This window comes from Xanthomonas sp. WHRI 1810A (assembly GCF_040202885.1).
Classification (GTDB): domain Bacteria; phylum Pseudomonadota; class Gammaproteobacteria; order Pseudomonadales; family Pseudomonadaceae; genus Aquipseudomonas.
Map to the genome: position 1 here is coordinate 65,483 of NZ_JBEGED010000014.1, position 24,615 is coordinate 90,097.

Consider the following 24,615-nt stretch of genomic DNA (forward strand, 5'->3'; position numbering starts at 1 on the left):
CGCCTTTGTTTGGCTTTCCTGCCCAGGATCCCCTCGATGATTTTCGATGAATTCAGCATCAAATCCCTGATCCGCCCGGTGATCGACTTCCCCAAGCCGGGCGTCATTTTTCGCGACATCACCCCGCTGTTCCAGTCGCCAAAAGCCCTGCGACTGGTGATGGACAGCTTTGTGCAGCGCTACATCGAGTCGGATTTCACCCACGTCGGCGCCATGGACGCGAGGGGATTCCTGATCGGTTCGATCATCGCCTACGAACTCAACAAACCGTTGGTGCTGTTCCGCAAGCAAGGCAAGCTGCCGGCTGACGTGCTGGCCGAGGCGTACAAAACCGAGTACGGCGAAGCGTATCTGGAGGTGCACGCCGACAGCTTGTGCGATGGCGATTCGGTGGTGATGTTCGATGACCTGATCGCCACCGGTGGCACCCTGATCGCCGCCGCCAACCTGATCCGCCGCATGGGCGCCAAGGTCCATGAGGCCGCGGCCATCATTGATCTGCCAGAGCTGGGCGGCTCGCAACGACTGGAAGCCCTGTCGATCCCCACGTTCTGCCTGACGCAGTTTGCGTTGACCGATCAGTAATAAACCCTTGCGCCTCCCCACCTGAATGAACCAACCATTGTGGGAGGGAGCTTGCTCGCGAGACGTCCGCGAGGCCGGAAAAATCGCCTCGGCCCAACATCGATTTCGCGAGCAAGCTCCCTCCCACAGATCAGCCATGAGCAGGCATGCCGAATCAACCCTTCAACGTGCGCTCAACATGCCCGGCGAACGCGTCGATGATGCCTTGCAGAAACGGCCGGGTCTTTTCGTTCAGTTTGCCTTGCTCGTCGAAGAACGTACCGGCATTGCCCAGATACGCCTCAGGCTGCTGCATGCACAGCACGTTCAAAAACACGAACGACTGACGCAAGTGCTGGTTGGCCCCGAAACCACCGATGGCGCCCGGCGAAACACTGACGACCGCTGCAGGCTTGGCGCTGCCCCAAGCGCTTTTGCCGTAGGGACGCGAGCCGACGTCGATGGCGTTTTTCAGCGCGCCGGGTACGGAACGATTGTATTCGGGGGTGACGAACAGAAAGCCATCCGCGCCCTGCAGTTCCTGACGAAAGCGGGCGTAGGATTCGGGAGGCGTGTCTTGATCGATGTCTTCGTTGTAGAGCGGCAGATCGCCGATTTCGACGATCTTGAGCTTCAGGCTGCTGGGGGCCAATTCAGCCATGGCGCGGGCGACCTTGCGGTTGATGGAATCCTTTCTCAGACTGCCGACGATGACTGCGATCGTATGAACCTGGCTCATGAACATGCCTTTTTGGGTGATGAGTGAGCTGACAGTTATAGATCAAACGCTGAAAGTGTTCCGGTCAGAATGTGCGTCATCATGATCGAATTGCCCGATATTTTTCGCCCAACCCCCCTGCGTGCGGCGGCATGCGGTCAGTGGCGACTATATTTTCCCCCACGGAAAACTACCCTTCAAAACAACGGTCTGAAGGCATAATCGCGAAACGAGCTACATATCTTTGCGACTTACCTTACAAGCGGCCACGGATTGTCAGCGTGCAGTGGTACGATGCGGGCGAAACGCGTAATTATTTCCAGAGGTTACAAAGCAAATGGCTTCAGTTCTAGTTGGACAATTTCATGCCAGAGACGCAGAAGGTCGCGTCTACCCTGTGCATGAGTTCCGTGAATCACAGCCTGTCGAGGCTGGCACGGAGCCAAAATCCACCTATCGACTGGCCATTGGCGACCGCGTCAACCACCTGGGTGGCGATGATTTCGAACTGCTCCAGTCCGGGATCAAGATCACGCGAGTTTCCTGAGTCAGCATTGCGCTGTAGGAGCGCGCTTGCCCGCGAAAGCATTTCTCGACCGCCCCACCGTCATCGCGGGCAAGCGCGCTCCTACAGATCGTCTGCCCGATCGTCCTCAAACACCAGATACCAGAATATCGCCACTTCTGCGCTCGTCGGATCGATCGCTCGATACAGCAAGTGATCGACGCCTCCGACGATGAACCCGTAGTTTTCATACAGCCGACAGGCCGCCAGGTTGTTGTTCTGGGTTTCCAGCATGATGCCGGGAAGGTGATGTTTATGGCTCCAGAACTGCGCGACGTCCAGCAGCGAGCGGGCCACGCCGGTGCGTCTGAACGTGGCGTCCACCGCCAACTCGTCGATGTGCGCAAATCCATTCCAGTACGTGCTCAGGACAATGTGCCCCACCGCCTGCTCGCCGAGCCAGGCCACCAGCACGGTGCTGTCAGCGCGGTCGCGGTAGTCGCAGAACTCCTCTGAATCGATCCCGTAGTTTTTCACGTACGGCTCGACCGGGTCGATGCGCCACTGATCCACCGGCTTGCCGATCTGGACCCGGGCATAACCGGACACGGTGAAGGTGAATTCGCTGTTGAGGATGTAGTCCTCGAAGCGTTCGTCAGCGACGCGAATGCTCAAGGCGGAGGATGTCGAGGGAGAGTCAGTCATGTCAGGCCTGCACCGCCGATCAAGAGAGGCACGCACTCAAGGATCGCCCCCGAGTGCATTCGCCTTCACGCCACAGAGGCTTGTTCCCGGGCTTCGAGCAACTGCACCCACAGCGACGGCGCACCGGCGGACTTGGCGATGATCGCCAGGCGTGCCTGGTGCTCGGCCAGTTCGCTGTCGGACGCGTGGATGATCGGCCCGGGGGTGCGGTTGGCCACGCGCCGAATCTCGCTCGGCCGATCGGCACCACCTTCCCCGTCGTTATTGCCCGCCAGCGACAAGGTCGTCTGGCCGCCGGTCATCGCTAGATAAACGTCTGCCAGAATCTCGGAGTCGAGCAGTGCGCCGTGCAGCTCCCGGTTGGAGTTGTCGACGCCGTAGCGCTTGCACAGGGCATCGAGGCTGTTGCGCTGCCCCGGATGCCGCTCCCGGGCCATGGCCAGGGTGTCGAGCACGGTGCAGTAGGTGGTGACGTCGGCGCGATCGGTCTGACCGATCAACGCAAATTCGTTATTGATGAAGCCCACGTCGAACGCGGCGTTGTGGATGATCAGCTGTGCGCCTTTGACGAACTCGTAGAACTCGTCGGCGACTTCGGCGAAGCGCGGTTTGCCGATCAGGAATTCGTCAGTGATGCCGTGGACGCCAATCGCGCCCTCGTCACTGCCACGGTCCGGTTGCAGGTACACATGGAAATGCCGCCCGGTCAGGCGACGGCCGATGACCTCAACGCAACCGATCTCGATCACCCGATGACCATCGGTCACGGGCATGCCGGTGGTCTCGGTATCGAGGACTATTTTTCGTTCAAGGGTGTTTTGTACAGTCATTGCTTACCGCCTCAGCGCCAGGCGCGAATCTTAGCATGCCAAACGGGCTGGTTCCTGTGGGAGGGAGCTTGCTCGCGAAAGCGGCTACACCCAACGCATATCGTGCCGGATATTGAATCGCGAGCAAGCTCCCTCCCACACACCCGGGTATTTCGAGACAGTGCGGCGTCGACGTCGGGCTATCAACCGCGCTTGATCCCGCGCACTTCGTCGACCCCGCGATTGGCCAGTTGGTCGGCCCGTTCGTTGCCGGGGTGGCCGATGTGGCCGCGGACCCATTGCCAGGTCACTTTGTGGCGGTTGACCTGTTCATCCAGCAATTGCCACAGATCGGCGTTTTTCACCGGTTCCTTGGCCGCTGTTTTCCAGCCGCGCTTTTTCCAGTTGGGCATCCATTCGGTGATGCCCTTCATGACGTATTGGGAGTCGGTGACCAGCGTCACTTCACACGAACGCTTGAGCTCTTCGAGGCCACGGATGGCGCCGGTCAATTCCATGCGGTTGTTGGTGGTGTTGGCTTCGCCGCCCCACAGTTCTTTCTCCACGCCCTTGCACACCAGCAACGCGCCCCAGCCGCCCGGGCCGGGGTTGCCTTTACAGGCGCCGTCGGAGAAGAGTTCAACGGTTTCACTCATGAGACGTTTCCAGAATAAGGGGTCTTCTCACCACAGGGGGTCTGGCTGTCAAGGCTCCGGGCTGCGCCGGTTGACCTTGGCCATCGGCAGGGGCAGCAACTGGCCCATGGGTTCGCGGCGCGGCATGCGCACAGGCCGTAATCCGACCATCAGTTTGCGCGCCACCAGCACGTAAAAGCCGCCACCAGGGCTTTGCCAGCCGTCGCCCAGACGCTCGAGCCCCGCCAGACGGGACTGCCAGGTGGGTGAGGCAAGCGGCGGACGATAGCACCCGAAGCGGCGTTTCTCCAGCGCGAAGCCCAGCAGGTTCAGCCAGTCACCCACCCGTGAAGGCGAGATGCAACGCGCCCGGCGCAGGCCGTCATGGGCGAACAGATGACGAATCCCCCAGGTGCTCCAGGGGTTGATCCCGACGATCAGCAAGTGCCCGCCGGGCCTGACGCTGCTCGCCGCTTCCCGCAGCAGACCGTGGGGCGACAGGCAGAAATCCAGGCCGTGTTGCATCACCACCACATCGGCCGCGTGCTCGCTCAACGGCCAGGCCTGCTCTTCGCAGACGATCTCGACGCCCGGCAGCGGAGCGCCCAGGCGAACGTTGCGCTGCACTTGCTTGGCGGCGGGCGGTGTTTCGGCGGAGGGGCCGTAATGCACCAGATAACCGCCGAAGAACCGCTCAAGCTCTTCCTCCAGCACGCGCCGTTCGGCTTGCAGCAACAATTGCCCCAGCGGCCCGGACAGCCATTCACGTGCTGAGCTGATCAACTCAAGCCATTCGGGGTCGGCCTGGGCAAACGCTTCATCGGTCATTACCGGTCTCCATGAATGATCTCGCGAGAGGTGCTCGCCTGGAACGAAGTGAGACTCTAAGATGCGACTTTGTTTCCAGCGAGGCGACCCGAATGATACAGATCCTTGCCCTGCCCGCTTTTAGCGACAATTACATCTGGCTGTTACACGATGCGTCCAGCAAACAGTGCGCCGTGGTCGATCCGGGGGACGCCGGGCCAGTCATCGCCTGGCTTGCGCAACATCCCGAGTGGCAGCTGACCGACATTCTGGTCACCCATCACCATGCCGATCACACCGGGGGCGTCGAACAGCTGAAAAGCCTCAGCGGCGCCAAAGTCTACGGCCCGGCCGCGGAACACACGCCCGTGCGCGACGTGTCGCTCAACGACAACGACTCGCTCACCGTACTCGGCCTGACCTTCGGCGTCTATGCGGTGCCCGGCCACACGCTCGGCCATATCGCGTTCTACCACGACGACCCGCAAGCGCCCCTGTTGTTCTGCGGTGACACCCTGTTTGCCGCCGGCTGCGGTCGACTGTTCGAGGGCACCCCGCAACAGATGGATCACTCCCTTGGGCGCCTGGCCGAACTTCCTGGCAACACCCTGGTGTATTGCGCCCACGAATACACCCTGAGCAACCTGCGTTTTGCGGTAGCGGTCGAGCCGGACAACCCCGATGTGCGTGCGCGCTTCGAGCAGGTGACGCAATGGCGCAACCAAAACCGCATCAGCCTGCCTTCAAATTTAGCCCTGGAACGCAAAACCAACCCGTTCCTGCGGGTGGACATTGCGGCGGTGAAAGAAAAAGCAGACGAACGGAGCGGAACTGATAATACGAGCCCTGTGGCGGTGTTCACCGCGTTGCGCGGCTGGAAAGATAAGTTCTAAGACAGTGGCCAATCGGTACAAATATTCTGAAAGGTTGACCGTTGTTAATGTAATTTCTAGAATCGCCCGACATTTTCGACTGGAACTATCCCCCAGCCAATGTCGTCATCTATAAGCAGAACCTTTAATTCCGACGCATTGACTCGGTTGGCCCAAGCGCTCGCGGTCGTCGCGAGCGCCACCTTGGCGGGCTGCCAGACCACCAGCAGTCTGGAGGCCAGCAACGCGACCCCGGCCCCGAATCTTTCGGTCAAGATCAAGCAAAAGCCCGTTTTCCTCGCCCGCAAACCCAAGCCCCAGACGCCGCCGCACGACGTCTGGGAACGGATCCGTGAAGGTTTCCAGCTGCAAGAAGGCAACGACCTCAACCCGCGCATCGAGCAGCAGCGCTTGTGGTACGCCAACAACCCTTCTTTCCTGGAAACCGCCGGCGAACGCGGCAGCCTGTACATGCACTACATCGTCGAGCGCCTGGAAGAACGCAACATGCCGCTGGAACTGGCCCTGCTGCCGGTCATTGAAAGCGCGTACAACCCCATGGCGCTGTCACGCAGCGATGCCGCCGGTATCTGGCAATTCATCCCGTCCACCGGTCGCTATTTCAATCTGCGTCAAACCAATTTCTACGACGGTCGTCGCGACATCACGGCATCCACCACGGCCGCTCTGGATTACCTGACCAAGCTGCACGACATGTTCAACGGCGACTGGCTGCTGGCCCTGGCGGCCTATAACGCCGGCGAAGGCACCGTGGCCCGTGCCATCGAGCGCAACGACAAACTGAACCTGCCCACCGACTACTGGAACCTGCCCCTGCCCCAGGAAACCCGCGATTACGTGCCCAAGCTGCTGGCGCTGTCGCAGGTGGTGCTGTCGCCGGAGGCGTACGGGGTCAATCTCAACCCGATCGCCAACCAGCCGTACTTCCAGGTGGTGGAACTCAACCAGCGCATGGACCTGTCGAAGGTCGCGGCGATGGCAAACATCGACGAAGACGAGCTGATCCAGCTCAACCCTGCCTTCAAGAAACGCCTGACCATCGACGGCCCGCAGCACCTGCTGGTGCCCACCTCCAAGTCGCAGCTGCTGACCGCCAGCCTGTTGAACATGAAGCCGGCCGACCTGATCGACTGGCAGCAATACCGGGTGCGCAAAGGCGACAGCCTGGCAACCATCGCCAGTCGGTATCAGGTCTCGACCTCGACCCTCAAGGATTTGAACAAGCTCACCAGCACGCACCTGCGCCGTGGCCAGGCGCTGACGATTCCGGTCAAGCCGGGCCTTAGCCCCGACGTGCCTGTGTTTCAGGAAATCGCGGAGCAAGACACCCGACCTGCACGCAGCCGCAGTTACAAGGTCAAAAGTGGCGACAACCTGATCCAGATCGCCCGCATCAACAAGGTCGACGTCGAGGACCTGCAGCACTGGAACAAGCTGTCCGGCCAGAACCTCAAGGTCGGTCAGACGCTGGTCATCCAGGACAACAGCAAGCCCGCCAAAGCCGGCACCCGCGCGCAAGCCGTTGCCAGCAAAGGCACCAGCAGCAAGGAAGCCGACCAGAAAACCATGCAGTACAAAATCCAGAAAGGCGACTCGCTGTATCTGGTGGCCAAGCGGTTCAACGTCGAGATGCAACATCTCAAGCGCTGGAACCCGCGCAGCGGCCAGGCGTTGAAGCCGGGGCAGACCTTGACCGTCTACCTGCCGCATTGAGCCTTGATCCGACCAAATACTTGTAGGAGCGCGCTTGCCCGCGATCGGGTTTTGTCTGTGACGGATTCATCACCTGACACACCTTAATCGCGGGCAAGCGCGCTCCTACATCCTCGGATGTTCGCTTCCACACAACACCATTCACAACCACTCTTTTTCCAGCCGATACAAGCTGTTACTGTGACCGACCGCTGCCTGGATCGAACCTCGATTTGATACGCCCTTGCCTGCTGATCATCAGTCTGGTCTTGAGCTCGACAGCCGCCGCAACCGTCAGCGAAAGCCATGGCTACGCACAGTTCGGTGTCCTCAAGTACCCGGCCAGTTTTACGCATTTCGACTGGGTCAATCCCGAGGCGCCGAAGGCTGGCACCCTGCGAATCATGGCGTTCGGCACCTTCGACACGCTCAACCCCTACACCTTCAAGGGCAGCAGCCCGATTTCGACCCCCAATTTCGGTCAGTACGGCGTCAATGAGCTGAACGAACCGTTGATGGTCGGCACTGGTCAGTACGACCCTTCCGGCGACGAGCCGACCTCCAGCTACGGCCTGATTGCCAAATCGGTGGAATACAGCGAAGACCGCAGCTGGGTGGTGTTCAATCTGCGGCCCGAAGCGCGCTTTCATGACGGCAAGCCGATTACCGCCTACGACGTCGCCTTTTCCTACCGGACCCTGCTCAAGGACGGCCACCCGCAATACCGTACCGCGCTACAGGAAGTGCAGCGGGTGGACATCCTCAACCGTCACCGGATTCGCTTCGTGCTCAAGCGCAGCGGCAACCCATTATTGATTCTGCGCCTGGGGGAATTGCCGGTCCTGCCTCAGCACTACTGGAAGAACCGCGACTTCAAGGCCACCACCTTCGAGCCGCCGCTGGGCAGTGGGCCGTACCGCATCACGCAGGTTCATCCCGGCCGCAGCCTGGTTTTCGAACGGGTCAAGGATTACTGGGGCAAGGACCTGCCGGTCAATCGCGGTAAATACAACTTCAACCGGGTCGAGGTCGAGTTCTACCGCGACGCCGACGTGGCGTTCGAGGCGTTCAAGGCCGGCGAATTCGATATCTACATCGAGCACCAGGCAAAAAACTGGTCCACCGGTTACAACTTCCCGGCAGTGGCCGACGGCAAGGTGATCAAGGCCCAGATCACCCACAAAATCCCCACGCAGACACAGGGCTTGTTCATGAACACCCGGCGCGCGACCTTCGCCGACGTGAAGGTGCGCGAAGCCCTGGGGCTGATGTTCAATTTCGAGTGGACCAACCGCACGCTGTTCAACGACGCCTACAAGCGTTCCACCAGCTACTACCCCAACAGTGAATTTTCAGCGACCGGCCTGCCCGTGGGCGGCGAGTTCCTGTCGTTGGCGCCTTACCGCGAGCAGTTGCCGCCCAACCTGTTCACCCAGCCGTTCAGCGTCTCGAAAACCGACGGCGGCGGCATCCCCCGCGACACCATGCGCAAGGCCCTGGGCCTGTTCGCCGAAGCCGGCTTCAAGTATGCCGACGGCCACCTGACAGCGCAGAACGGCCAGCCGTTGCGTTTTGAAATACTGTTGGTCAACCCGAATCTCGAACGGATCCTGCAGCCCTACATCGAAGACCTCACGCGCATCGGCATCGACGCGAGGCTGCGCACCGTGGATCGCGCGCAATACAAACAGCGGCTGGACCAGTTCGATTTCGACATGATCCTGATGACCCTCAATCAGACCCTGAGCCCGGGCCTGGAGCAGTGGCAATACTTCCACTCCAGCCAGGCCGGCATCCGGGGCAGTAAAAACTATGCGGGCATCGCCAATCCCGTGGTCGACAACCTGCTCAATCAATTGCTCGCGGCCAAGACCCGGGACGATCAGGTCGCCGCGACCAGGGCCCTGGACCGGGTCCTGCTGTGGCAGCACTACATGATCCCGAACTGGTACCTCAATAATCACCGTCTGGCGTACCGCAACCGGTTCGTCATGGTCACCACCCCGCCCTACACCCTGGGCCTGCGTGCGTGGTGGCTCAAGCCTTTGGAGAACCCTCAATGACTGCCCTTCGCTCCCTGTTCACGCAGGCTGGCGGTGTGTTTCTGCTGGGCATTGCCTGCTCAGCCGTGGCCGCCCCCGAGCACGCCCTGACCCTGTACAACGAGGCCCCCAAGTACCCGGCCAATTTCAAGCACTTCGATTACGCCAACCCCGATGCGCCCAAGGGCGGCCTGTTCCGCCAGGCCGGTTTCGGCAGTTTCGACAGCCTCAACCCGTTCATCAACAAGGGCGTGCCGGCTGATGACATCGGCCTGATCTACGACACCCTCGCCCGCCAGGGCCTGGATGAACCGTTCACCGAATACGGCCTGATCGCCGGCAAAATCGAAAAGGCCCCGGACAACAGTTGGGTGCGGTTCTATCTGCGCCCGGAAGCGAAATTCAATGACGGCCACCCGGTGCGGGCCGACGACGTCGTGTTCAGTTTCCAGACCCTGATCAAGGACGGCTCGCCCCTGTATCGCAGCTACTACGCCGACGTCGATCAAGTCATTGCCGAAGACCCGCTCAAGGTATTGTTCAAGTTCAAGCACACCAACAACCGCGAGCTGCCACTGATCCTCGGCCAGTTGCCAGTGCTGCCCAAGCATTGGTGGGAGGGGCGCGATTTCAGCAAGGGCAATCTGGAGATCCCGCTGGGCAGCGGGCCGTACAAGGTGGCGGAGGTCAAGGCCGGACGCTCGGTGCGCTACGAGCGGGTCAAGGATTACTGGGGCAAGGACCTGCCGGTGAACAAGGGGTTCTACAACTTCGACACCTTGACCACGGATTACTACCGCGACAACACCGTGGCGCTGGAAGCGATGAAAGCCGGCGCATTTGACTACTGGCTGGAAATGAGCGCGAAGAACTGGGCCACCGCCTACGACACGCCTGCCGTAAAAGAAGGCCGCTTGATCCGCGAGGAAATCCCCAACGGCAACCCGCAGGGCATGCAGGGTTTTATCTTCAACCTGCGCAAACCGATCTTCCAGGACGTTCGCGTGCGTCAGGCCCTGAGCCTGTTGCTGGATTTCGAATGGACCAACAAGCAGCTGTTCAATGGGGCCTACACCCGGACCAAAAGCTACTTCGACAACTCGGACATGGGCGCCCACGGCCTGCCCTCACCTGAAGAGCTGAAGATCCTGGAACCGCTGCGCGATCAGCTCCCGCCGCAGGTCTTCACTGACGAATTCAAACTGCCGGTCACCGACGGCAGCGGCATGATCCGCGAGCAGCAGCGCAAGGCGTTCCAGCTGTTGAAGGAGGCCGGCTGGAAGATCGTTGGCGACAAGATGGTCGACGCCGAAGGCAAGCCGGTCACCCTCGAATTCCTGCTGGCCCAGACCGAATTCGAACGGGTGCTGTTGCCGTTCAAGCGCAACTTGAGTGACATCGGCATCAATCTGGAGATTCGCCGGGTTGACGTGTCGCAGTACATCACCCGCCGCCGCTCCCGGGACTACGACATGATCGTCGGCAGTTTCCCGCAATCCAGTTCGCCGGGTAACGAGCAGCGCGAATATTGGGATTCGGCCAGTGCCGACAAACCCGGCAGCTATAACGTGCTGGGCCTGAAAAACCCGGCGGTGGATACGCTGGTCAACGGGCTGATCAACGCCGATTCGCGGCAAAGCCTGATCGAGCACACCCGTGCGCTGGATCGCGCGTTGCTGTGGGGCTATTACGTGATCCCCAACTGGCACATCAAGACCTGGCGCGTGGCCTACTGGGACCACATCGGTCATCCCAAGGTCTCGCCGCTGTACGACGTCGGCAACATGACCTGGTGGGTCAAGCCCGACGCCAAGCCGGCCATCCCGCTGGATGCCGCGCCCAAGCCTGACGCCGACGCCAAGCCGGCGAGCGCGGAGCAATAACATGCTGGCCTACATTTTCCGGCGCCTGCTGCTGATCATTCCGACGCTGTTCGGCATTTTGCTCATCAATTTCGTGATCATCCAGGCCGCGCCCGGTGGGCCTGTCGAGCAGATGATCGCCAAACTGGAAGGCTTCGAAGGCGCCACCAGCCGGATCGCAGGCGGCGGTGCCGAGGTGGCGGTCGCCGGTTCGACCTATCGCGGCGCCCAAGGCCTGGACCCCGGCCTGGTGAAAGAAATCGAGCACATGTACGGCTTCGACAAATCGGCGCCGGAACGTTTGTGGATCATGATCAAGAATTACGCACAGCTGGATTTTGGCGACAGCTTTTTCCGCGACGCCAAGGTCATCGACCTGATTGCAGAAAAGATGCCGGTGTCCATTTCCCTCGGGCTGTGGAGCACGCTGATCATGTACCTGGTGTCGATCCCGCTGGGGATCGCCAAGGCCACGCGGCACGGCAGCCATTTCGACGTCTGGACCAGTTCGGCCATCATCGTCGGCTACGCGATCCCGGCATTTCTGTTCGCCATCCTGCTGATCGTGGTGTTTGCCGGCGGCAGCTATTTCGACTGGTTCCCGTTACGCGGGCTGACCTCCAACAACTTTGACGAGATGAGCTGGCTGGGCAAGATCGGCGATTACTTCTGGCATTTGGCGCTGCCGGTCACGGCGCTGGTGATCGGCAACTTCGCGACCATGACCTTGCTGACCAAGAACAGCTTTCTCGATGAGATCGGCAAGCAATACGTCATCACCGCCAAGGCCAAGGGCCTGTCCCAGCACCGCGTGCTCTACGGTCACGTGTTCCGTAACGCGATGCTGCTAGTGATCGCAGGTTTCCCGTCGGCCTTCATTGGCATCTTTTTCACCGGTTCGCTGCTGGTGGAAGTGATCTTCTCTCTGGACGGCCTGGGCCTGATGAGCTTTGAAGCGGCCATCAACCGCGACTACCCGGTGGTGTTCGGCACGCTGTTCATCTTCACGTTGCTGGGGCTGGTGGTGAAATTGATCGGCGACTTGACCTACACCCTGGTTGACCCGCGTATCGACTTCGAAAGCAGGGATCATTGATATGACGTTGTCCCCTCTCAATCGACGCCGCTTTGCCCGGTTCAAGGCCAACAAGCGCGGCTGGTGGTCGCTGTGGCTGTTTCTGATCCTGTTCGGCGCAAGCCTGGGCGCTGAGCTGATCGCCAACGACAAGCCGCTGGCAGTGCGCTATGACGGCCAGTGGTTCTTCCCGGTGTTCGAGCGTTACCCCGAGACCACCTTCGGCGGCGAATTCCCGCTGGAAGCCAACTACAAGAGCCCGTACATCAAGGAACTGCTGGCCGCGAAAGGCGGCTGGACCCTGTGGGCACCGATACCCTTCAGCTACCAGAGCATCAACTACGACCTGAAAGTCCCGGCGCCGGGCCCACCATCCCGGGAAAACCTGCTCGGCACCGACGACCAGGGCCGCGACGTGCTCGCCCGGGTCATCTACGGCTTTCGGATCTCGGTGCTGTTCGCCCTGACGCTGACGGTGCTGAGCTCGATCATCGGCGTAATCGCCGGTGCCCTGCAGGGCTTTTATGGCGGCTGGGTGGACCTGGTGGGGCAACGCTTCCTGGAAATCTGGTCCGGGCTGCCGGTGCTGTACCTGCTGATCATCCTCGCCAGTTTCGTGCAGCCCAACTTCTGGTGGTTGCTGGGCATCATGCTGCTGTTCTCTTGGATGAGTCTGGTGGACGTGGTGCGGGCCGAGTTCCTGCGCGGCCGCAACCTGGAATATGTGCGCGCGGCCCGTGCGCTGGGCATGCAGAACGGCGCGATCATGTTCCGTCACATCCTGCCCAACGCCATGGTCTCGACCATGACCTTCATGCCGTTCATCCTCACCGGCGCGATTGGCACCCTGACCGCGCTGGACTTCCTCGGCTTCGGCCTGCCCGCCGGCTCGCCGTCGCTGGGCGAACTGGTGGCCCAGGGCAAATCCAACCTGCAAGCGCCGTGGCTGGGCATCAGCGCCTTCGCCGTGCTGGCGCTGATGCTGAGCCTGCTGGTGTTCATCGGCGAATCCGCCCGCGACGCGTTCGACCCGAGGAAATGAGATGAAGCAGGACAATCTGATCGAAGTCCGCGACCTGTCCGTGGAGTTCATTACCGGCGAGAAGCGCCAGCGCGTGGTCGAGGGCATCAGCTTCGACATCCGCAAGGGCGAAACCCTGGCGCTGGTGGGCGAAAGTGGCTCGGGCAAATCCGTCACCGCCCACTCGATCCTGCGACTGCTGCCCTACCCGCTGGCGACCCATCCCACCGGGACCATTCGTTACGCCGGCCACGACATGCTAACCGCCAGCGAAAAGCGCCTGCGGGCCATTCGCGGCAATCACATCGCCATGATTTTTCAGGAGCCGATGACCTCGTTGAATCCGCTGCAGTCCATCGAAAAGCAGATCAACGAAGTGCTCGGACTGCACAAGGGCCTGACCGGCAAGGCCGCCACGCTGCGCACGCTGGAGCTGCTTGAGCTGGTGGGCATCCCCGAGCCGCGCAAACGCCTCAAGGCGCTGCCTCACGAGCTCTCCGGCGGTCAGAGACAGCGGGTGATGATCGCCATGGCGCTAGCCAACGAGCCGGAGCTGCTGATCGCCGACGAGCCGACCACGGCGCTGGACGTCACGGTGCAGCTGAAAATCCTCGAATTGCTCAAGGAACTGCAGGGCCGCCTGGGCATGGCGCTGCTGTTGATCAGCCATGATTTGAACGTGGTTCGACAAATAGCCAATCGCGTATGTGTCATGCAGCGCGGATGCATCGTCGAACAGGCATCTTGCGAGGCGCTGTTCCGTTCGCCGCAGCATCCGTACACCAAAGAGTTGCTCAGCGCCGAGCCCACAGGCGGGCCGGCCGACAACCCTGCGGGGCCGCCGATGCTGGAAGTCGACAACCTGCGGGTCTGGTTTCCGATCAAGAAGGGCCTGTTCAAGCGCACGGTCGATCACGTCAAGGCGGTGGACGGCATTCACTTCAGCCTGCCCAAGGGTCAGACCCTGGGCATCGTCGGTGAAAGCGGTTCAGGCAAATCGACGCTGGGGCTGGCCATTCTTCGGCTGATCGGTAGCGACGGTGACATACGCTTTCAGGGCAAGCCGCTAGACTCCCTGACGCAACAGCAGGTTCGCCCGCTGCGGCGCCAGATGCAGGTGGTGTTCCAGGACCCCTTCGGCAGCCTGAGCCCGCGCATGTCGGTGTGTGACATCGTCGGCGAGGGCTTGCGCATTCACAAGATGGGCACGCCGGTGGAGCAGGAATCGGCGGTCATCGAGGCACTCAAGGAGGTAGGTCTGGATCCGGACACCCGGCACCGCTACCCCCATGAATTTTCCGGGGGGCAGCGGCAAAGAATCGCCATTGCCCGGGCATTAGTGTTAAAACCGGCGCTGATTTTGCTGGACGAGCCGACTTCGGCCCTCGACCGCACCGTTCAGCGCCAAGTGGTGGAGCTGCTGCGGTCACTGCAAACCAAGTACAACCTGACGTATTTGTTTATCAGCCATGACCTGGCGGTAGTCAAAGCGCTGAGCCACCAGCTGATGGTGGTCAAGCAAGGCCAAGTGGTCGAACAGGGTGCAGCGCAAGACATCTTCGCAGCACCGCAACATCCGTATACACAGCAGCTGCTGGAAGCCGCCTTTTTGGCACCAGCCGTTGTCGATTAATCTGATAGAGGAACAACACATGGGTTTTCTCGCCGGTAAGCGCGTCCTGATCGTCGGTGTCGCCAGCAAACTGTCCATCGCATCCGGCATTGCTGCCGCCATGCACCGCGAGGGCGCTGAGCTTGCCTTCACCTACCAGAACGAAAAACTGAAAGGTCGCGTCGAAGAATTCGCGCAAGGCTGGGGTTCCAACCCTGAGCTGTGCTTCCCGTGCGACGTGGCCAGCGACGAGGAGATCGCCAAGGTCTTCGAAGCGCTGAGCAAGAAGTGGGACGGCCTGGACGTGATCGTTCACTCGGTAGGTTTCGCACCGGGCGACCAACTGGACGGCGACTTCACCGAAGCCACCACCCGTGAAGGCTTCCGCATCGCTCACGACATCAGCGCGTACAGCTTCGTGGCACTGGCCAAAGCCGGCCGCGAGATGATGAAAGGCCGCAATGGCAGCCTGCTGACCCTGTCGTACCTGGGTGCCGAGCGCACCATGCCGAACTACAACGTCATGGGCATGGCCAAGGCCAGCCTTGAAGCCGGTGTTCGCTACCTGGCCGGCAGCCTCGGTCCGGACGGCACCCGCGTCAACGCCGTATCGGCTGGCCCGATCCGCACCCTCGCCGCGTCCGGCATCAAGAACTTCCGCAAAATGCTGGCCGCCAACGAAGCGCAGACCCCTCTGCGTCGTAACGTGACCATCGATGAAGTCGGCAACGCCGGCGCGTTCCTGTGCTCGGACCTGGCATCGGGCATCAGCGGCGAAATCATGTACGTCGACGGCGGCTTCAACACCACCGCGATGGGTAATCTGGAAGAGTGATTCATCTTTCCCACGCTCTGCGTGGGAACGAACAAAAAAGCCCCGGTCTCTCACGAGCCGGGGCTTTTTGTAGTCAGCGGATCAATCGATCAGTATTTCTCGATCTTCGCTGTGCTTTGCAGCTGTGCCCGGTACGCCGCGAAATCCTGTTGCCCTTCGCGGGACGCCAGGTAACGACGGTACTGCGCTTTCTCGGCATCGGTCGGTGCCGCTGCCTGATTGACCCCATTGAGGCGCAGGATCACGAAGCTGCCGTCAGCGGCCGTCAGGCTGCCGAAGCCAGGTTTGTCCTTGCCTTCAGGCTTGGGCATCCGGAACAACGCCTGCAGCACTTTAGGGTCAACCCCTTCCTGCGTGCGGGATGCCGCCTCAACGACTTTCCAGCTCTGGCCGCCCTGCTTGGCCGCCAACGGCGTCTTGCCGTCACGCAACCCTGCCAGCAGCGCCTCGCCCTTGGCTTTCGCCGCTTCGCTGGCGTGCTCTTTGGTCAGCTGGGCACGGATTGCCGAAGACACCGCTTCCAGCGGCAATTGCTCGGGCTGACGATGTTCCTTGGAACGCACCACCAGCACGGTCTCCGGATCAAGCTCCAGCGCCGAACTGTTGGAACCTTCTTCCAGCACTTCCGGGCTGAACGCCGCCTGGATGACCGCACGGTTGGCCGTCAGGCCTTCGCCGCCTTCACGCCCGAACGGAGCGCTGGTCTGCACTTTCAGGCCCAGGTCCTGAGCCGGCTGTGCCAGATCAGAGGATTCGAACGCCGTGTCTTCCAACTGCTTGGTGGCTTCAACGAACTTCTGCTCCACCAGTGCCGATTTCAGGTCGGTGGTCAGCTTTTCCTTGAGGCTGGCGAACGTCGGTACCGACGGCGCCTCGACACCCAACAGCTTGATCAAGTGCCAGCCGAACTGGGTGCGAACCGGTGGCGACACCTGATCCTTGTTCAACGCATACAGCGCGTCTTCGAAGGCCGGATCGTAAACGCCCTTGCCTGCGTAACCCAGGTCACCGCCCTTGGCGGACGAACCCGGGTCCTGGGACACTTCCTTGGCCAACGCAGCAAAATCTTCACCCTTGGCCAGACGCTGTTGAATCTCTTCAACCTTCGCCTTGGCCTGTGCATCGGTCATCTTGTCGTTCACTTCGATGAGGATGTGGGCAGCGCGACGCTGCTCAGCCAGGTTGGCGATTTCTTTCTGGTAGGCCGCTTGAAGGTCTTCGTCCTTGACCGACACCTTGTCGAAGAAGGAAGACTTCTTCAGCTCGATGTAGTCGAGTACCACCTGCTCCGGGCTCAGAAATTCCTTGGCGTGCTCGTCGTAGTGGGCCTTGATTTCATCGTCGGTGACTTTGACGTCCGCCGGATCGGCCGGCAGGGTCAAGGTCGCGAAATCACGCGTCTGCTTTTCCAGACGGGCGAAGGCATCGACTTGCGCATCCGTGATGAAGGCGCTGCCCGCAACACCGGCGCGAATCTGGCCGATCAGCATTTCCTGGCCAAGCATCTGGCGGAACTGCAGACGGGTGTAACCCAGCTGACGTACCACCTGATCGAAACGATCGGCGTTGAATTTGCCATCGACCTGGAATTCAGGTGTGAGCAGAATCTGTTGATCCAGCGACGCTTCGGAGAAGCCGAATTTGGAATCGGCGGCGCCCTGCAGCAAGAGCTTGCGGTCGATCAGTCCCTTGAGGGCGGATTCACGCAGCATTTGGTCATTGAGCATCGCAGGATCGAAATCCTTGCCCAGCTGTTGCGCCAGTTGACGACGTTGCATGTCAACCGCTTGCGCCAGCTCGTTCTGACTGATCTCTTCGCCATTGACCTTCGCAGCATCCTGACTGTGGCTGGTTGCTCTGAAAATGGCATCGAAACCCGTCAGGGCCATCAGAGCAATGATCACTCCGATAATGGTTTTGGCAATCCAGCCTTGTGAATTGTCCCTGATATTCTGCAGCATGCGTCCCCCAGAAACGGTGGTGTTTGACTGACCAACCGCGGAGCGTGGGTAGAATCCGGATAGAAGAAAGGCGCATCCGAGGATGCGCCTTCTCGTAACTTGCAAAGCGGACGGGGTTCGAATTTGCGTCCCCCGAGGTGACAGGCCAGTTTGCGACCAACCGCACTTGCCGCTTCACAACCAGGAACAAATGTCTCCTGGCTGGGTAAAGGCAAACGTTGAAACTTAGTTCACAGCTTCTTTCAGCGCTTTACCGGCTTTGAAACCTGGCTTCTTGGCGGCTGCGATTTCCAGCGTCTTGCCAGTCTGCGGGTTGCGACCTACGCGAGCAGGACGGTCGGTGACGGAGAAGGTACCAAAGCCAACCAGTACAACGGAGTCGCCAGCCTTGAGAGCACCAGTGACGGATTCGATGACTGCATCCAGCGCACGGCCGGCAGCAGCTTTCGGGATATCAGCGGATGCAGCGATAGCATCAATCAGTTCCGACTTGTTCACTCTTAAGTCCCCTTATATCTAAATTGAGTATTTTCTAAGTTTTTTGGTAAAGCCAAACGAGCGCTGAGTGGCCTGGCTATTGACTGCCTGGGCTTGAAGAGCCGCTTTATAACAAGGGCTCTAAAAAGCTGTCAAGGAAGCCACTCAGACTAATGCGTGCTAATTCTTTCCTTAGCGTCAGACTCGCGCTTTTCATCCTTTGCAACCATCTCCGGCGCCACATCCGGCAAGGGCTCCGGCGCGTATTGCAGCGCAATTTGCAGGACTTCGTCAATCCATTTAACCGGCTTGATCTGCAGGTCCTGTTTGATGTTGTCGGGAATTTCTTTCAAATCGCGAACATTTTCTTCAGGAATGATCACCGTTTTGATCCCGCCACGGTGTGCCGCCAGCAACTTTTCCTTCAGCCCGCCGATCGCCAGAACCTGCCCGCGAAGGGTGATTTCACCGGTCATTGCCACGTCCGCACGCACCGGTATCTGTGTCAGCGCCGAAACCAGCGCCGTGCACATGCCTACGCCTGCGCTAGGGCCATCTTTGGGCGTTGCCCCTTCCGGCATGTGGATATGGGTGTCGCGCTTCTCGTGGAAGTCCACGGGGATGCCCAGACTTTTGGCGCGGCTGCGCACAACGGTCAGTGCAGCGGTGATGGATTCGACCATCACGTCACCCAGGGAACCGGTCTTGATCAACTGACCTTTGCCCGGTACCACAGCGGCCTCGATGGTCAGCAATTCACCGCCCACTTGAGTCCACGCAAGACCCGTTACCTGGCCAATCTGGTCGGTCTGCTCGGCCAATCCGTAGCGGAATTTGCGCACGCCCAGGAAGTTTTCCAGCATTTCGGCCGTCACACGCACCGAGAAACGCTTCTCGTGGGCATGTTCCTTGACCGCCTTGCGGCAGACTTTGGCGATCTGACGCTCGAGGCTACGTACCCCGGCTTCCCGCGTGTAATACCGGATAATGTCGCGAATGGCTTCCGGATCGAATTCGATTTCGCCCTTCTTCAACCCGTTGGCAGCGATCTGCTTGGGTGAAAGGTACTTGGTGGCGATGTTGATCTTTTCGTCTTCGGTGTAGCCCGGCAGGCGAATCACTTCCATACGGTCCAACAGCGCGGGAGGGATGTTCATGGAGTTCGCGGTGCACAGGAACATCACGTCCGAGAGGTCGTAATCGACTTCCAGGTAATGGTCGTTGAAGTTGTGGTTCTGCTCGGGGTCGAGCACTTCAAGCAGTGCAGACGCCGGATCGCCGCGCATGTCGCTGCCCATTTTGTCGATTTCGTCGAGCAGGAACAGCGGGTTGCGCACGCCGACCTTGGTCATTTTCTGGATCAGGCGGCCCGGCATCGAGCCGATATAGGTACGGCGATGCCCGCGGATCTCGGCCTCGTCACGCACGCCACCCAGGGCCATGCGCACGAACTTGCGGTTGGTGGCATGGGCGATGGATTCGGCCAGCGAGGTTTTACCCACGCCAGGCGGACCGACCAGGCACAGCACAGGGCCGCGAATCTTCTTCACGCGCTTCTGCACGGCGAGGTATTCAAGAATGCGTTCCTTGACTTCGTCCAGACCGTAGTGATCAGCGTCGAGGATGTCTTCCGCGCGCGTCAGATCCAGACGGACCTTGCTTTGCGCTTTCCATGGCACCTGAACCAGCCAGTCGATGTAGGATCGCACCACGGTGGCTTCAGCAGACATTGGCGACATCTGCTTGAGCTTGTTCAGCTCGGCCGTCGCCTTGGTCAGCGCGTCCTTGGGCAGCCCGGCAGCATCGATACGCTTTTTCAGCTCTTCGATTTCGTTATGGCCTTCGTCGCTGTCGCCGAGCTCCTTCTGAATGGCCTTCATCTGCTCATTCAGGTAGTACTCGCGCTGACTGCGCTCCATCTGCTTCTTCACGCGGCCGCGGATGCGCTTCTCGACCTGCAGCAGGTCAATCTCGGCATCCAGCAAGGCCAGTACGTGCTCGACCCGTGCAGACAGGTCAATGATCTCGAGGATTTCCTGCTTCTGTTCGATTTTCAGCGCCATGTGCGCTGCCATGGTATCGACCAGACGGCCCGGCTCATCGATGCTGTTGAGCGAGGACAAGACTTCGGCGGGGACTTTCTTGCCCAGCTGCACATACTGCTCGAACTGAGCCAGCAGGCTGCGCACAAAGACTTCGGATTCACGGTCCGGGGCGTCGACTTCGTCGATCAGCGCCACTTCGGCGCGGCAGTGGCCTTCGACCTCGATAAAACGTTCGACAGAACCCCGCTGCTCGCCTTCGACCAACACCTTGACGGTGCCATCGGGCAGTTTGAGCAGCTGCAACACGGTTGCAACCGTGCCCACGCTATAAAGAGCGTCTTCACCAGGATCATCGTCTGCAGGGTTTCTTTGCGCGAGCAACAGGATCTGCTTGTCACCGGTCATCGCGGCTTCAAGCGCCTCGATCGACTTCTCGCGCCCCACGAACAGTGGGATAACCATATGCGGATAAACCACAACATCGCGCAATGGCAAGAGAGGCAATTCAATGGTCGTCTTCATGATTTCGCCTCTACGGCGGCCGTAAGGCCATGGACAGATAGATATAAGCTGAAAATCAAGATGGGGGTAGACACCTAAAAAAACAAGCGCCGACTTGAGTAAATGCAAAACCACCTGAATGCAAAAGGGGCCCGTAGGCCCCCTTGCGTTTTACACACTTGCCGCTGACACCGGCGCTTACGCGTCCGGCGCCACTTTGGCAGGTGGCTCGCTGTTTTCGTAAATCAACAGCGGCTTGGACGTTCCTTCGATCACGCTTTCGTCGATCACCACCTTGCTCACGTCAGACTGCGACGGGATCTCGTACATGGTGTCGAGCAGTACGCCTTCGAGAATGGAGCGCAGGCCACGAGCGCCTGTCTTGCGCTCAAGCGCACGACGGGCAACCGATTTCAACGCGTCCGGCCGGAACTCCAGGTCCACGCCTTCCATTTCGAAGAGCTTGCCGTACTGCTTGGTCAGCGCGTTCTTGGGCTCGGTCAGAATCTGCATCAACGCAGCTTCGTCCAGCTCGTCCAGCGTCGCCAGCACAGGCAGACGGCCGACGAATTCCGGGATCAGACCGAACTTGACCAAATCGTCAGGCTCGACTTCACGCAGGGACTCGCCCACTTTCTTGCCTTCTTCCTTGCTGCGAACTTCGGCGTTGAAGCCGATGCCGCCACGGGTGGAGCGCGCCTGGATGACTTTTTCAAGGCCAGAGAACGCACCGCCGCAGATAAACAGGATGTTGCGCGTGTCCACCTGCAGGAATTCCTGCTGAGGATGCTTGCGTCCACCTTGCGGCGGAACGGAGGCCACGGTCCCTTCGATCAGCTTCAGCAGTGCCTGCTGAACGCCTTCGCCGGAAACGTCACGGGTAATCGACGGGTTGTCGGATTTGCGCGAAATCTTGTCGATTTCATCGATGTAGACGATACCCATCTGGGCCTTCTCTACGTCGTAATCGCATTTCTGCAACAACTTTTGGATGATGTTTTCCACGTCTTCGCCCACATAACCGGCTTCGGTCAGGGTGGTGGCGTCGGCGATGGTAAACGGAACATTGAGCAAGCGAGCAAGCGTCTCGGCCAGCAACGTCTTGCCGGAGCCCGTAGGGCCAATCAGCAGGATATTGCTTTTGCCAAGCTCGACATCGTCGTTTTTCTTGTCACGTTGGTTAAGGCGCTTGTAGTGGTTGTAGACCGCCACTGCGAGAACCTTTTTGGCACGCTCCTGACCGATGACGTACTGGTCAAGGATGCCGCTGATTTCTTTGGGCGATGGTAATTTATGGGCGCTGCTCTCTGCCTGTGCTTCCTGCACCTCCTCGCGGATGATGTCGTTGCACAGGTCGACGCACTCGTCACAGATAAATACCGAGGGGCCGGCAATCAACTTGCGCACTTCATGCTGGCTTTTGCCGCAGAAGGAGCAGTAGAGCAGTTTGCCGTTGTCCTCGCCGTTGCGGGTGTCAGTCATTCGATCGATCCAATCCGGTAGGCTTGCAACACAAGATGAAGGCAATTGCGGGCTTTTTCAAGTCCGCAGGTGGCGCGGAAAGTCCGTCCACCCGGGATTACTGCCTAATCAAGCAGTCATTTGACCATTTGACGTCTGTCGAGAACCGAATCCACCAGACCGTATTCAGCAGCGCGTTCGGCGCTCATGAAGTTATCCCGGTTGGTGTCTTTCTCGATGGTTTCCAGTGACTGACCCGTGTGGTGAGCCAGCAGTTCGTTCAGACGCTGACGGATGAACAGGATTTCCTTGGCATGGATGTCGATGTCCGACGCCTGGCCCTGGAAACCGCCCAGTGGCTGGTGAATCATGACGCGCGAATTCGGCAGCGCGAAACGCTTGCCATGTGCGCCACCGGCCAACAGGAAAGCGCCCATGCTGCAGGCCTGGCCCATGCATGTGGTCGAAACGTCCGGCTTGATGAACTGCATGGTGTCGTAGATCGCCATGCCTGCAGTCACCGAACCGCCTGGTGAGTTGATGTAGAGATGGATGTCCTTGTCCGGGTTTTCCGCTTCAAGGAACAGCAGTTGAGCCGAGATCAGGTTGGCCATGTAGTCTTCTACCGGGCCGACCAGAAATATCACTCGCTCCTTCAACAGGCGCGAGTAGATGTCATAGGCTCGTTCGCCACGGGCGGACTGCTCGATAACCATAGGGACCAGGCCGCCAGCGGCCTGGATGTCAGAGTTCTGCTGAATATAAGAATTGCGGGACATGTCCTGCATTCACTCCCAAATAGTCATGTCTTGAATACGCATAAGCCAGCGCGAAGGCTGGCTTATGGTGTTTTCGAACGAGAGAAAAAATCAGTCGGCTTGTGGAGCTTCTACCGGCTTGACCGCTTCTTCGTACGAGACCGCTTTGTCGGTCACGCTCGCTTTCTGCAAAACAGTATCCACAACTTGCTCTTCCAGCACAACCGAACGCACTTCGTTCATCTGCTGTTCGTTCTTGTAGTACCAGGAGACGACCTGCTCTGGCTCCTGGTAAGCAGAAGCCATTTCCTTGATCAGCTCGCGTACGCGATCTTCATCAGGCTTGAGGTCGAACTGCTTGACCACTTCGGCAACGATCAGGCCCAGCTCTACGCGACGCTTGGCTTGCTCTTCGAACAGCTCGGCAGGCAGCTGGTCCGGCTTGATGTTGCCGCCGAACTGCTGAACGGCCTGAACGCGCAGACGGTTGACTTCGTTTTCCAGCAGCGATTTAGGCACTTCAATCGGGTTAGCGGCCAGCAGACCGTCCATGACCTGATTCTTGACCTTGGACTTGATCGCCTGACGCAGCTCGCGCTCCATGTTCTTGCGAACTTCGGTGCGGAAGCCTTCGATACCGGTTTCCTTGATGCCGAACTGATTGAAGAACGTTTCGTTCAGCTCAGGCAGGATTGGCTCGGAGACGGTGTTGACGGTCACGTCGAATTCAACGGGTTTGCCCGCCAGCTCCAGATTCTGATAGTCCTCTGGGAACGTCAGGGTCAGCACGCGCTTCTCGCCGGCTTTAGCGCCGACCAGTGCGTCTTCGAAACCCGGGATCATGCGAGCCGAACCCAGCACCAGTTGAGTGCCGGTAGCAGAACCGCCGGCGAACTCTTCGCCGTCGATCTTGCCAACGAAGTCGATGGTCAGCTGGTCGTCGGCTTGAGCAGCGCGATCGGTGGCTTCAAAACGAACGTTCTGCTTGCGCAGGATTTCCAGCATGTTGTCCAGATCGCTGTCAGCCACGTCGGCAGACAGACGCTCTACGGCAACGGATTCGAAACCGGCAACGGTGAACTCAGGGAATACTTCGAACGTGGCGACGTATTCCAGGTCCTTGCCCTTTTCAAAGGATTTTGGCTCGACCGATGGGGCCCCAGCCGGGTTCAGCTTTTGCTCTACGACTGCTTCGTAGAAGGTCGCCTGAATCAGGTCGCCCAATGCGTCTTGACGAGCGCCGTCTTCGTAGCGCTGGCGGATCACGCTCATAGGCACTTTGCCAGGGCGGAAGCCCGGGATCTTGGCTTTACGTGCGGTCTGCTGCAGACGCTTGTTGACTTCGGTCTCGATGCGCTCAGCTGGCACGCCAATGGTCATGCGGCGCTCAAGAGCGGAAGTATTTTCAACAGAAACTTGCATGGATATTCCTCGTTGCACAGACGTTAGCCGGCCGTTTCCGACCCCAGAATCAAGGGCAAGCATTCTAGTGGGTCAAACTCAAGAAGTCACCCTACTGAGTGAGGGTAAATAAAGTGGAATGAATCAAGGGGTGTGGTGTCGACGCCGATAATCGTTGCGAGCGCTCTGGGACAGGTGTAACCCGCCTCTATATAAAGGAAGCGTTCGCTACCGGA

21 protein-coding genes are annotated in these 24,615 nt (G+C 59.6%); 10 read left to right on the top strand and 11 right to left on the bottom strand.

The features are described from left to right. Positions 1-36: 36 nt before the first annotated feature. Positions 37-585, top strand: a complete 549-nt coding sequence (locus tag ABQX22_RS19820) for an adenine phosphoribosyltransferase (RefSeq protein WP_349801552.1) — start codon at positions 37-39, stop codon at positions 583-585. Positions 586-739: 154 nt separating this feature from the next. Here the strand turns inward: ABQX22_RS19820 and ABQX22_RS19825 are convergent, their stop codons facing one another. Continuing rightward, complete coding sequence (locus ABQX22_RS19825) at positions 740-1,303, bottom strand: NADPH-dependent FMN reductase (RefSeq protein ID WP_349801553.1); 564 nt, start codon at positions 1,301-1,303, stop codon at positions 740-742. Between the two features lie 316 nt (positions 1,304-1,619). Here ABQX22_RS19825 and ABQX22_RS19830 point away from each other — a divergent pair, with 316 nt between their 5' ends. Continuing rightward, positions 1,620-1,829 (top strand): hypothetical protein, encoded by a 210-nt coding sequence (locus ABQX22_RS19830; RefSeq protein WP_349801554.1) that lies wholly within the window; start codon positions 1,620-1,622, stop codon positions 1,827-1,829. A gap of 81 nt (positions 1,830-1,910) precedes the next feature. Here ABQX22_RS19830 and ABQX22_RS19835 read toward each other — a convergent pair whose 3' ends face one another. The 4 genes from ABQX22_RS19835 to ABQX22_RS19850 form a co-directional block, all read right to left on the bottom strand. Beyond that, a complete protein-coding gene (locus ABQX22_RS19835; protein WP_349801555.1) occupies positions 1,911-2,492 on the bottom strand; it encodes a GNAT family N-acetyltransferase in 582 nt (193 codons plus the stop codon). A 65-nt stretch (positions 2,493-2,557) separates the two neighbouring features. After that, positions 2,558-3,322: a DNA polymerase III subunit epsilon gene (gene dnaQ / locus ABQX22_RS19840; protein WP_349801556.1), complete on the bottom strand. Its 765-nt coding sequence runs from the start codon at positions 3,320-3,322 to the stop codon at positions 2,558-2,560. A 182-nt stretch (positions 3,323-3,504) separates the two neighbouring features. After that, positions 3,505-3,957 (bottom strand): ribonuclease HI, encoded by a 453-nt coding sequence (gene rnhA / locus ABQX22_RS19845; RefSeq protein ID WP_331188517.1) that lies wholly within the window; start codon positions 3,955-3,957, stop codon positions 3,505-3,507. A 48-nt stretch (positions 3,958-4,005) separates the two neighbouring features. Next, positions 4,006-4,764, bottom strand: a complete 759-nt coding sequence (locus ABQX22_RS19850) for a class I SAM-dependent methyltransferase (RefSeq protein ID WP_349801557.1) — start codon at positions 4,762-4,764, stop codon at positions 4,006-4,008. Between the two features lie 92 nt (positions 4,765-4,856). Between ABQX22_RS19850 and gloB the strand changes: the two genes are divergently transcribed. The 8 genes from gloB to fabI all read left to right on the top strand — a co-directional run bounded on the left by gloB (position 4,857) and on the right by fabI (position 15,775). After that, the gene (gene gloB / locus ABQX22_RS19855) at positions 4,857-5,636 is read left to right on the top strand and encodes a hydroxyacylglutathione hydrolase (RefSeq protein ID WP_349801558.1); all 780 of its coding nucleotides are present in this window, start codon (positions 4,857-4,859) and stop codon (positions 5,634-5,636) included. Between the two features lie 99 nt (positions 5,637-5,735). Next, positions 5,736-7,349 carry a LysM peptidoglycan-binding domain-containing protein gene (locus tag ABQX22_RS19860; RefSeq protein ID WP_349801559.1) on the top strand — a complete coding sequence of 538 codons (1,614 nt, stop codon included), beginning with the start codon at positions 5,736-5,738 and terminating at the stop codon, positions 7,347-7,349. Between the two features lie 212 nt (positions 7,350-7,561). Further along, positions 7,562-9,391: an extracellular solute-binding protein gene (locus tag ABQX22_RS19865; RefSeq protein ID WP_349801560.1), complete on the top strand. Its 1,830-nt coding sequence runs from the start codon at positions 7,562-7,564 to the stop codon at positions 9,389-9,391. Next, complete coding sequence (locus ABQX22_RS19870; protein ID WP_349801561.1) at positions 9,388-11,253, top strand: extracellular solute-binding protein; 1,866 nt, start codon at positions 9,388-9,390, stop codon at positions 11,251-11,253. Before ABQX22_RS19865 ends, ABQX22_RS19870 begins: the two co-directional genes overlap by 4 nt. A 1-nt stretch (position 11,254) precedes the next feature. Then, positions 11,255-12,328: a microcin C ABC transporter permease YejB gene (locus ABQX22_RS19875; protein WP_349801562.1), complete on the top strand. Its 1,074-nt coding sequence runs from the start codon at positions 11,255-11,257 to the stop codon at positions 12,326-12,328. Position 12,329: 1 nt separating this feature from the next. After that, positions 12,330-13,349: an ABC transporter permease gene (locus ABQX22_RS19880; protein ID WP_349801563.1), complete on the top strand. Its 1,020-nt coding sequence runs from the start codon at positions 12,330-12,332 to the stop codon at positions 13,347-13,349. Position 13,350: 1 nt separating this feature from the next. Further along, on the top strand, positions 13,351-14,961 hold the full coding sequence (locus ABQX22_RS19885; protein WP_349801564.1) for an ABC transporter ATP-binding protein: 1,611 nt from the start codon (positions 13,351-13,353) through the stop codon (positions 14,959-14,961). A gap of 19 nt (positions 14,962-14,980) precedes the next feature. Beyond that, positions 14,981-15,775, top strand: a complete 795-nt coding sequence (gene fabI, locus ABQX22_RS19890; protein ID WP_349801565.1) for an enoyl-ACP reductase FabI — start codon at positions 14,981-14,983, stop codon at positions 15,773-15,775. An 89-nt stretch (positions 15,776-15,864) separates the two neighbouring features. On the opposite strand, the gene ABQX22_RS19895 is transcribed toward fabI, so the two are convergent. From ABQX22_RS19895 to tig, 6 genes are all read right to left on the bottom strand, one after another. After that, complete coding sequence (locus ABQX22_RS19895; protein ID WP_349801566.1) at positions 15,865-17,736, bottom strand: SurA N-terminal domain-containing protein; 1,872 nt, start codon at positions 17,734-17,736, stop codon at positions 15,865-15,867. Between the two features lie 225 nt (positions 17,737-17,961). Continuing rightward, positions 17,962-18,234: an HU family DNA-binding protein gene (locus ABQX22_RS19900; protein WP_096822334.1), complete on the bottom strand. Its 273-nt coding sequence runs from the start codon at positions 18,232-18,234 to the stop codon at positions 17,962-17,964. Between the two features lie 149 nt (positions 18,235-18,383). Continuing rightward, positions 18,384-20,780: an endopeptidase La gene (gene lon / locus ABQX22_RS19905; protein ID WP_349801567.1), complete on the bottom strand. Its 2,397-nt coding sequence runs from the start codon at positions 20,778-20,780 to the stop codon at positions 18,384-18,386. A 177-nt stretch (positions 20,781-20,957) separates the two neighbouring features. Beyond that, complete coding sequence (clpX, locus tag ABQX22_RS19910; protein WP_268797143.1) at positions 20,958-22,241, bottom strand: ATP-dependent Clp protease ATP-binding subunit ClpX; 1,284 nt, start codon at positions 22,239-22,241, stop codon at positions 20,958-20,960. A gap of 116 nt (positions 22,242-22,357) precedes the next feature. Continuing rightward, positions 22,358-22,999 (bottom strand): ATP-dependent Clp endopeptidase proteolytic subunit ClpP, encoded by a 642-nt coding sequence (clpP, locus tag ABQX22_RS19915; RefSeq protein ID WP_349801568.1) that lies wholly within the window; start codon positions 22,997-22,999, stop codon positions 22,358-22,360. A gap of 90 nt (positions 23,000-23,089) precedes the next feature. Next, positions 23,090-24,400 carry a trigger factor gene (gene tig / locus ABQX22_RS19920; RefSeq protein ID WP_349801569.1) on the bottom strand — a complete coding sequence of 437 codons (1,311 nt, stop codon included), beginning with the start codon at positions 24,398-24,400 and terminating at the stop codon, positions 23,090-23,092. Positions 24,401-24,615 lie beyond the last annotated feature (215 nt).

Excerpts from the sequence above, each read along its gene's own strand:
- tig (WP_349801569.1), bottom strand. The coding sequence starts at position 24,400 with ATGCAAGTTTCTGTTGAAAATACTTCCGCTCTTGAGCGCCGCATGACC.
- ABQX22_RS19825 (WP_349801553.1), bottom strand. The coding sequence starts at position 1,303 with ATGAGCCAGGTTCATACGATCGCAGTCATCGTCGGCAGTCTGAGAAAG.
- ABQX22_RS19835 (WP_349801555.1), bottom strand. The coding sequence starts at position 2,492 with ATGACTGACTCTCCCTCGACATCCTCCGCCTTGAGCATTCGCGTCGCT.
- ABQX22_RS19885 (WP_349801564.1), top strand. The coding sequence starts at position 13,351 with ATGAAGCAGGACAATCTGATCGAAGTCCGCGACCTGTCCGTGGAGTTC.
- rnhA (WP_331188517.1), bottom strand. The coding sequence starts at position 3,957 with ATGAGTGAAACCGTTGAACTCTTCTCCGACGGCGCCTGTAAAGGCAAC.
- clpP (WP_349801568.1), bottom strand. The coding sequence starts at position 22,999 with ATGTCCCGCAATTCTTATATTCAGCAGAACTCTGACATCCAGGCCGCT.
- ABQX22_RS19850 (WP_349801557.1), bottom strand. The coding sequence starts at position 4,764 with ATGACCGATGAAGCGTTTGCCCAGGCCGACCCCGAATGGCTTGAGTTG.
- ABQX22_RS19875 (WP_349801562.1), top strand. The coding sequence starts at position 11,255 with ATGCTGGCCTACATTTTCCGGCGCCTGCTGCTGATCATTCCGACGCTG.
- ABQX22_RS19870 (WP_349801561.1), top strand. The coding sequence starts at position 9,388 with ATGACTGCCCTTCGCTCCCTGTTCACGCAGGCTGGCGGTGTGTTTCTG.
- ABQX22_RS19860 (WP_349801559.1), top strand. The coding sequence starts at position 5,736 with ATGTCGTCATCTATAAGCAGAACCTTTAATTCCGACGCATTGACTCGG.
- gloB (WP_349801558.1), top strand. The coding sequence starts at position 4,857 with ATGATACAGATCCTTGCCCTGCCCGCTTTTAGCGACAATTACATCTGG.
- fabI (WP_349801565.1), top strand. The coding sequence starts at position 14,981 with ATGGGTTTTCTCGCCGGTAAGCGCGTCCTGATCGTCGGTGTCGCCAGC.
- ABQX22_RS19880 (WP_349801563.1), top strand. The coding sequence starts at position 12,330 with ATGACGTTGTCCCCTCTCAATCGACGCCGCTTTGCCCGGTTCAAGGCC.
- clpX (WP_268797143.1), bottom strand. The coding sequence starts at position 22,241 with ATGACTGACACCCGCAACGGCGAGGACAACGGCAAACTGCTCTACTGC.
- dnaQ (WP_349801556.1), bottom strand. The coding sequence starts at position 3,322 with ATGACTGTACAAAACACCCTTGAACGAAAAATAGTCCTCGATACCGAG.
- ABQX22_RS19895 (WP_349801566.1), bottom strand. The coding sequence starts at position 17,736 with ATGCTGCAGAATATCAGGGACAATTCACAAGGCTGGATTGCCAAAACC.
- ABQX22_RS19830 (WP_349801554.1), top strand. The coding sequence starts at position 1,620 with ATGGCTTCAGTTCTAGTTGGACAATTTCATGCCAGAGACGCAGAAGGT.
- lon (WP_349801567.1), bottom strand. The coding sequence starts at position 20,780 with ATGAAGACGACCATTGAATTGCCTCTCTTGCCATTGCGCGATGTTGTG.
- ABQX22_RS19820 (WP_349801552.1), top strand. The coding sequence starts at position 37 with ATGATTTTCGATGAATTCAGCATCAAATCCCTGATCCGCCCGGTGATC.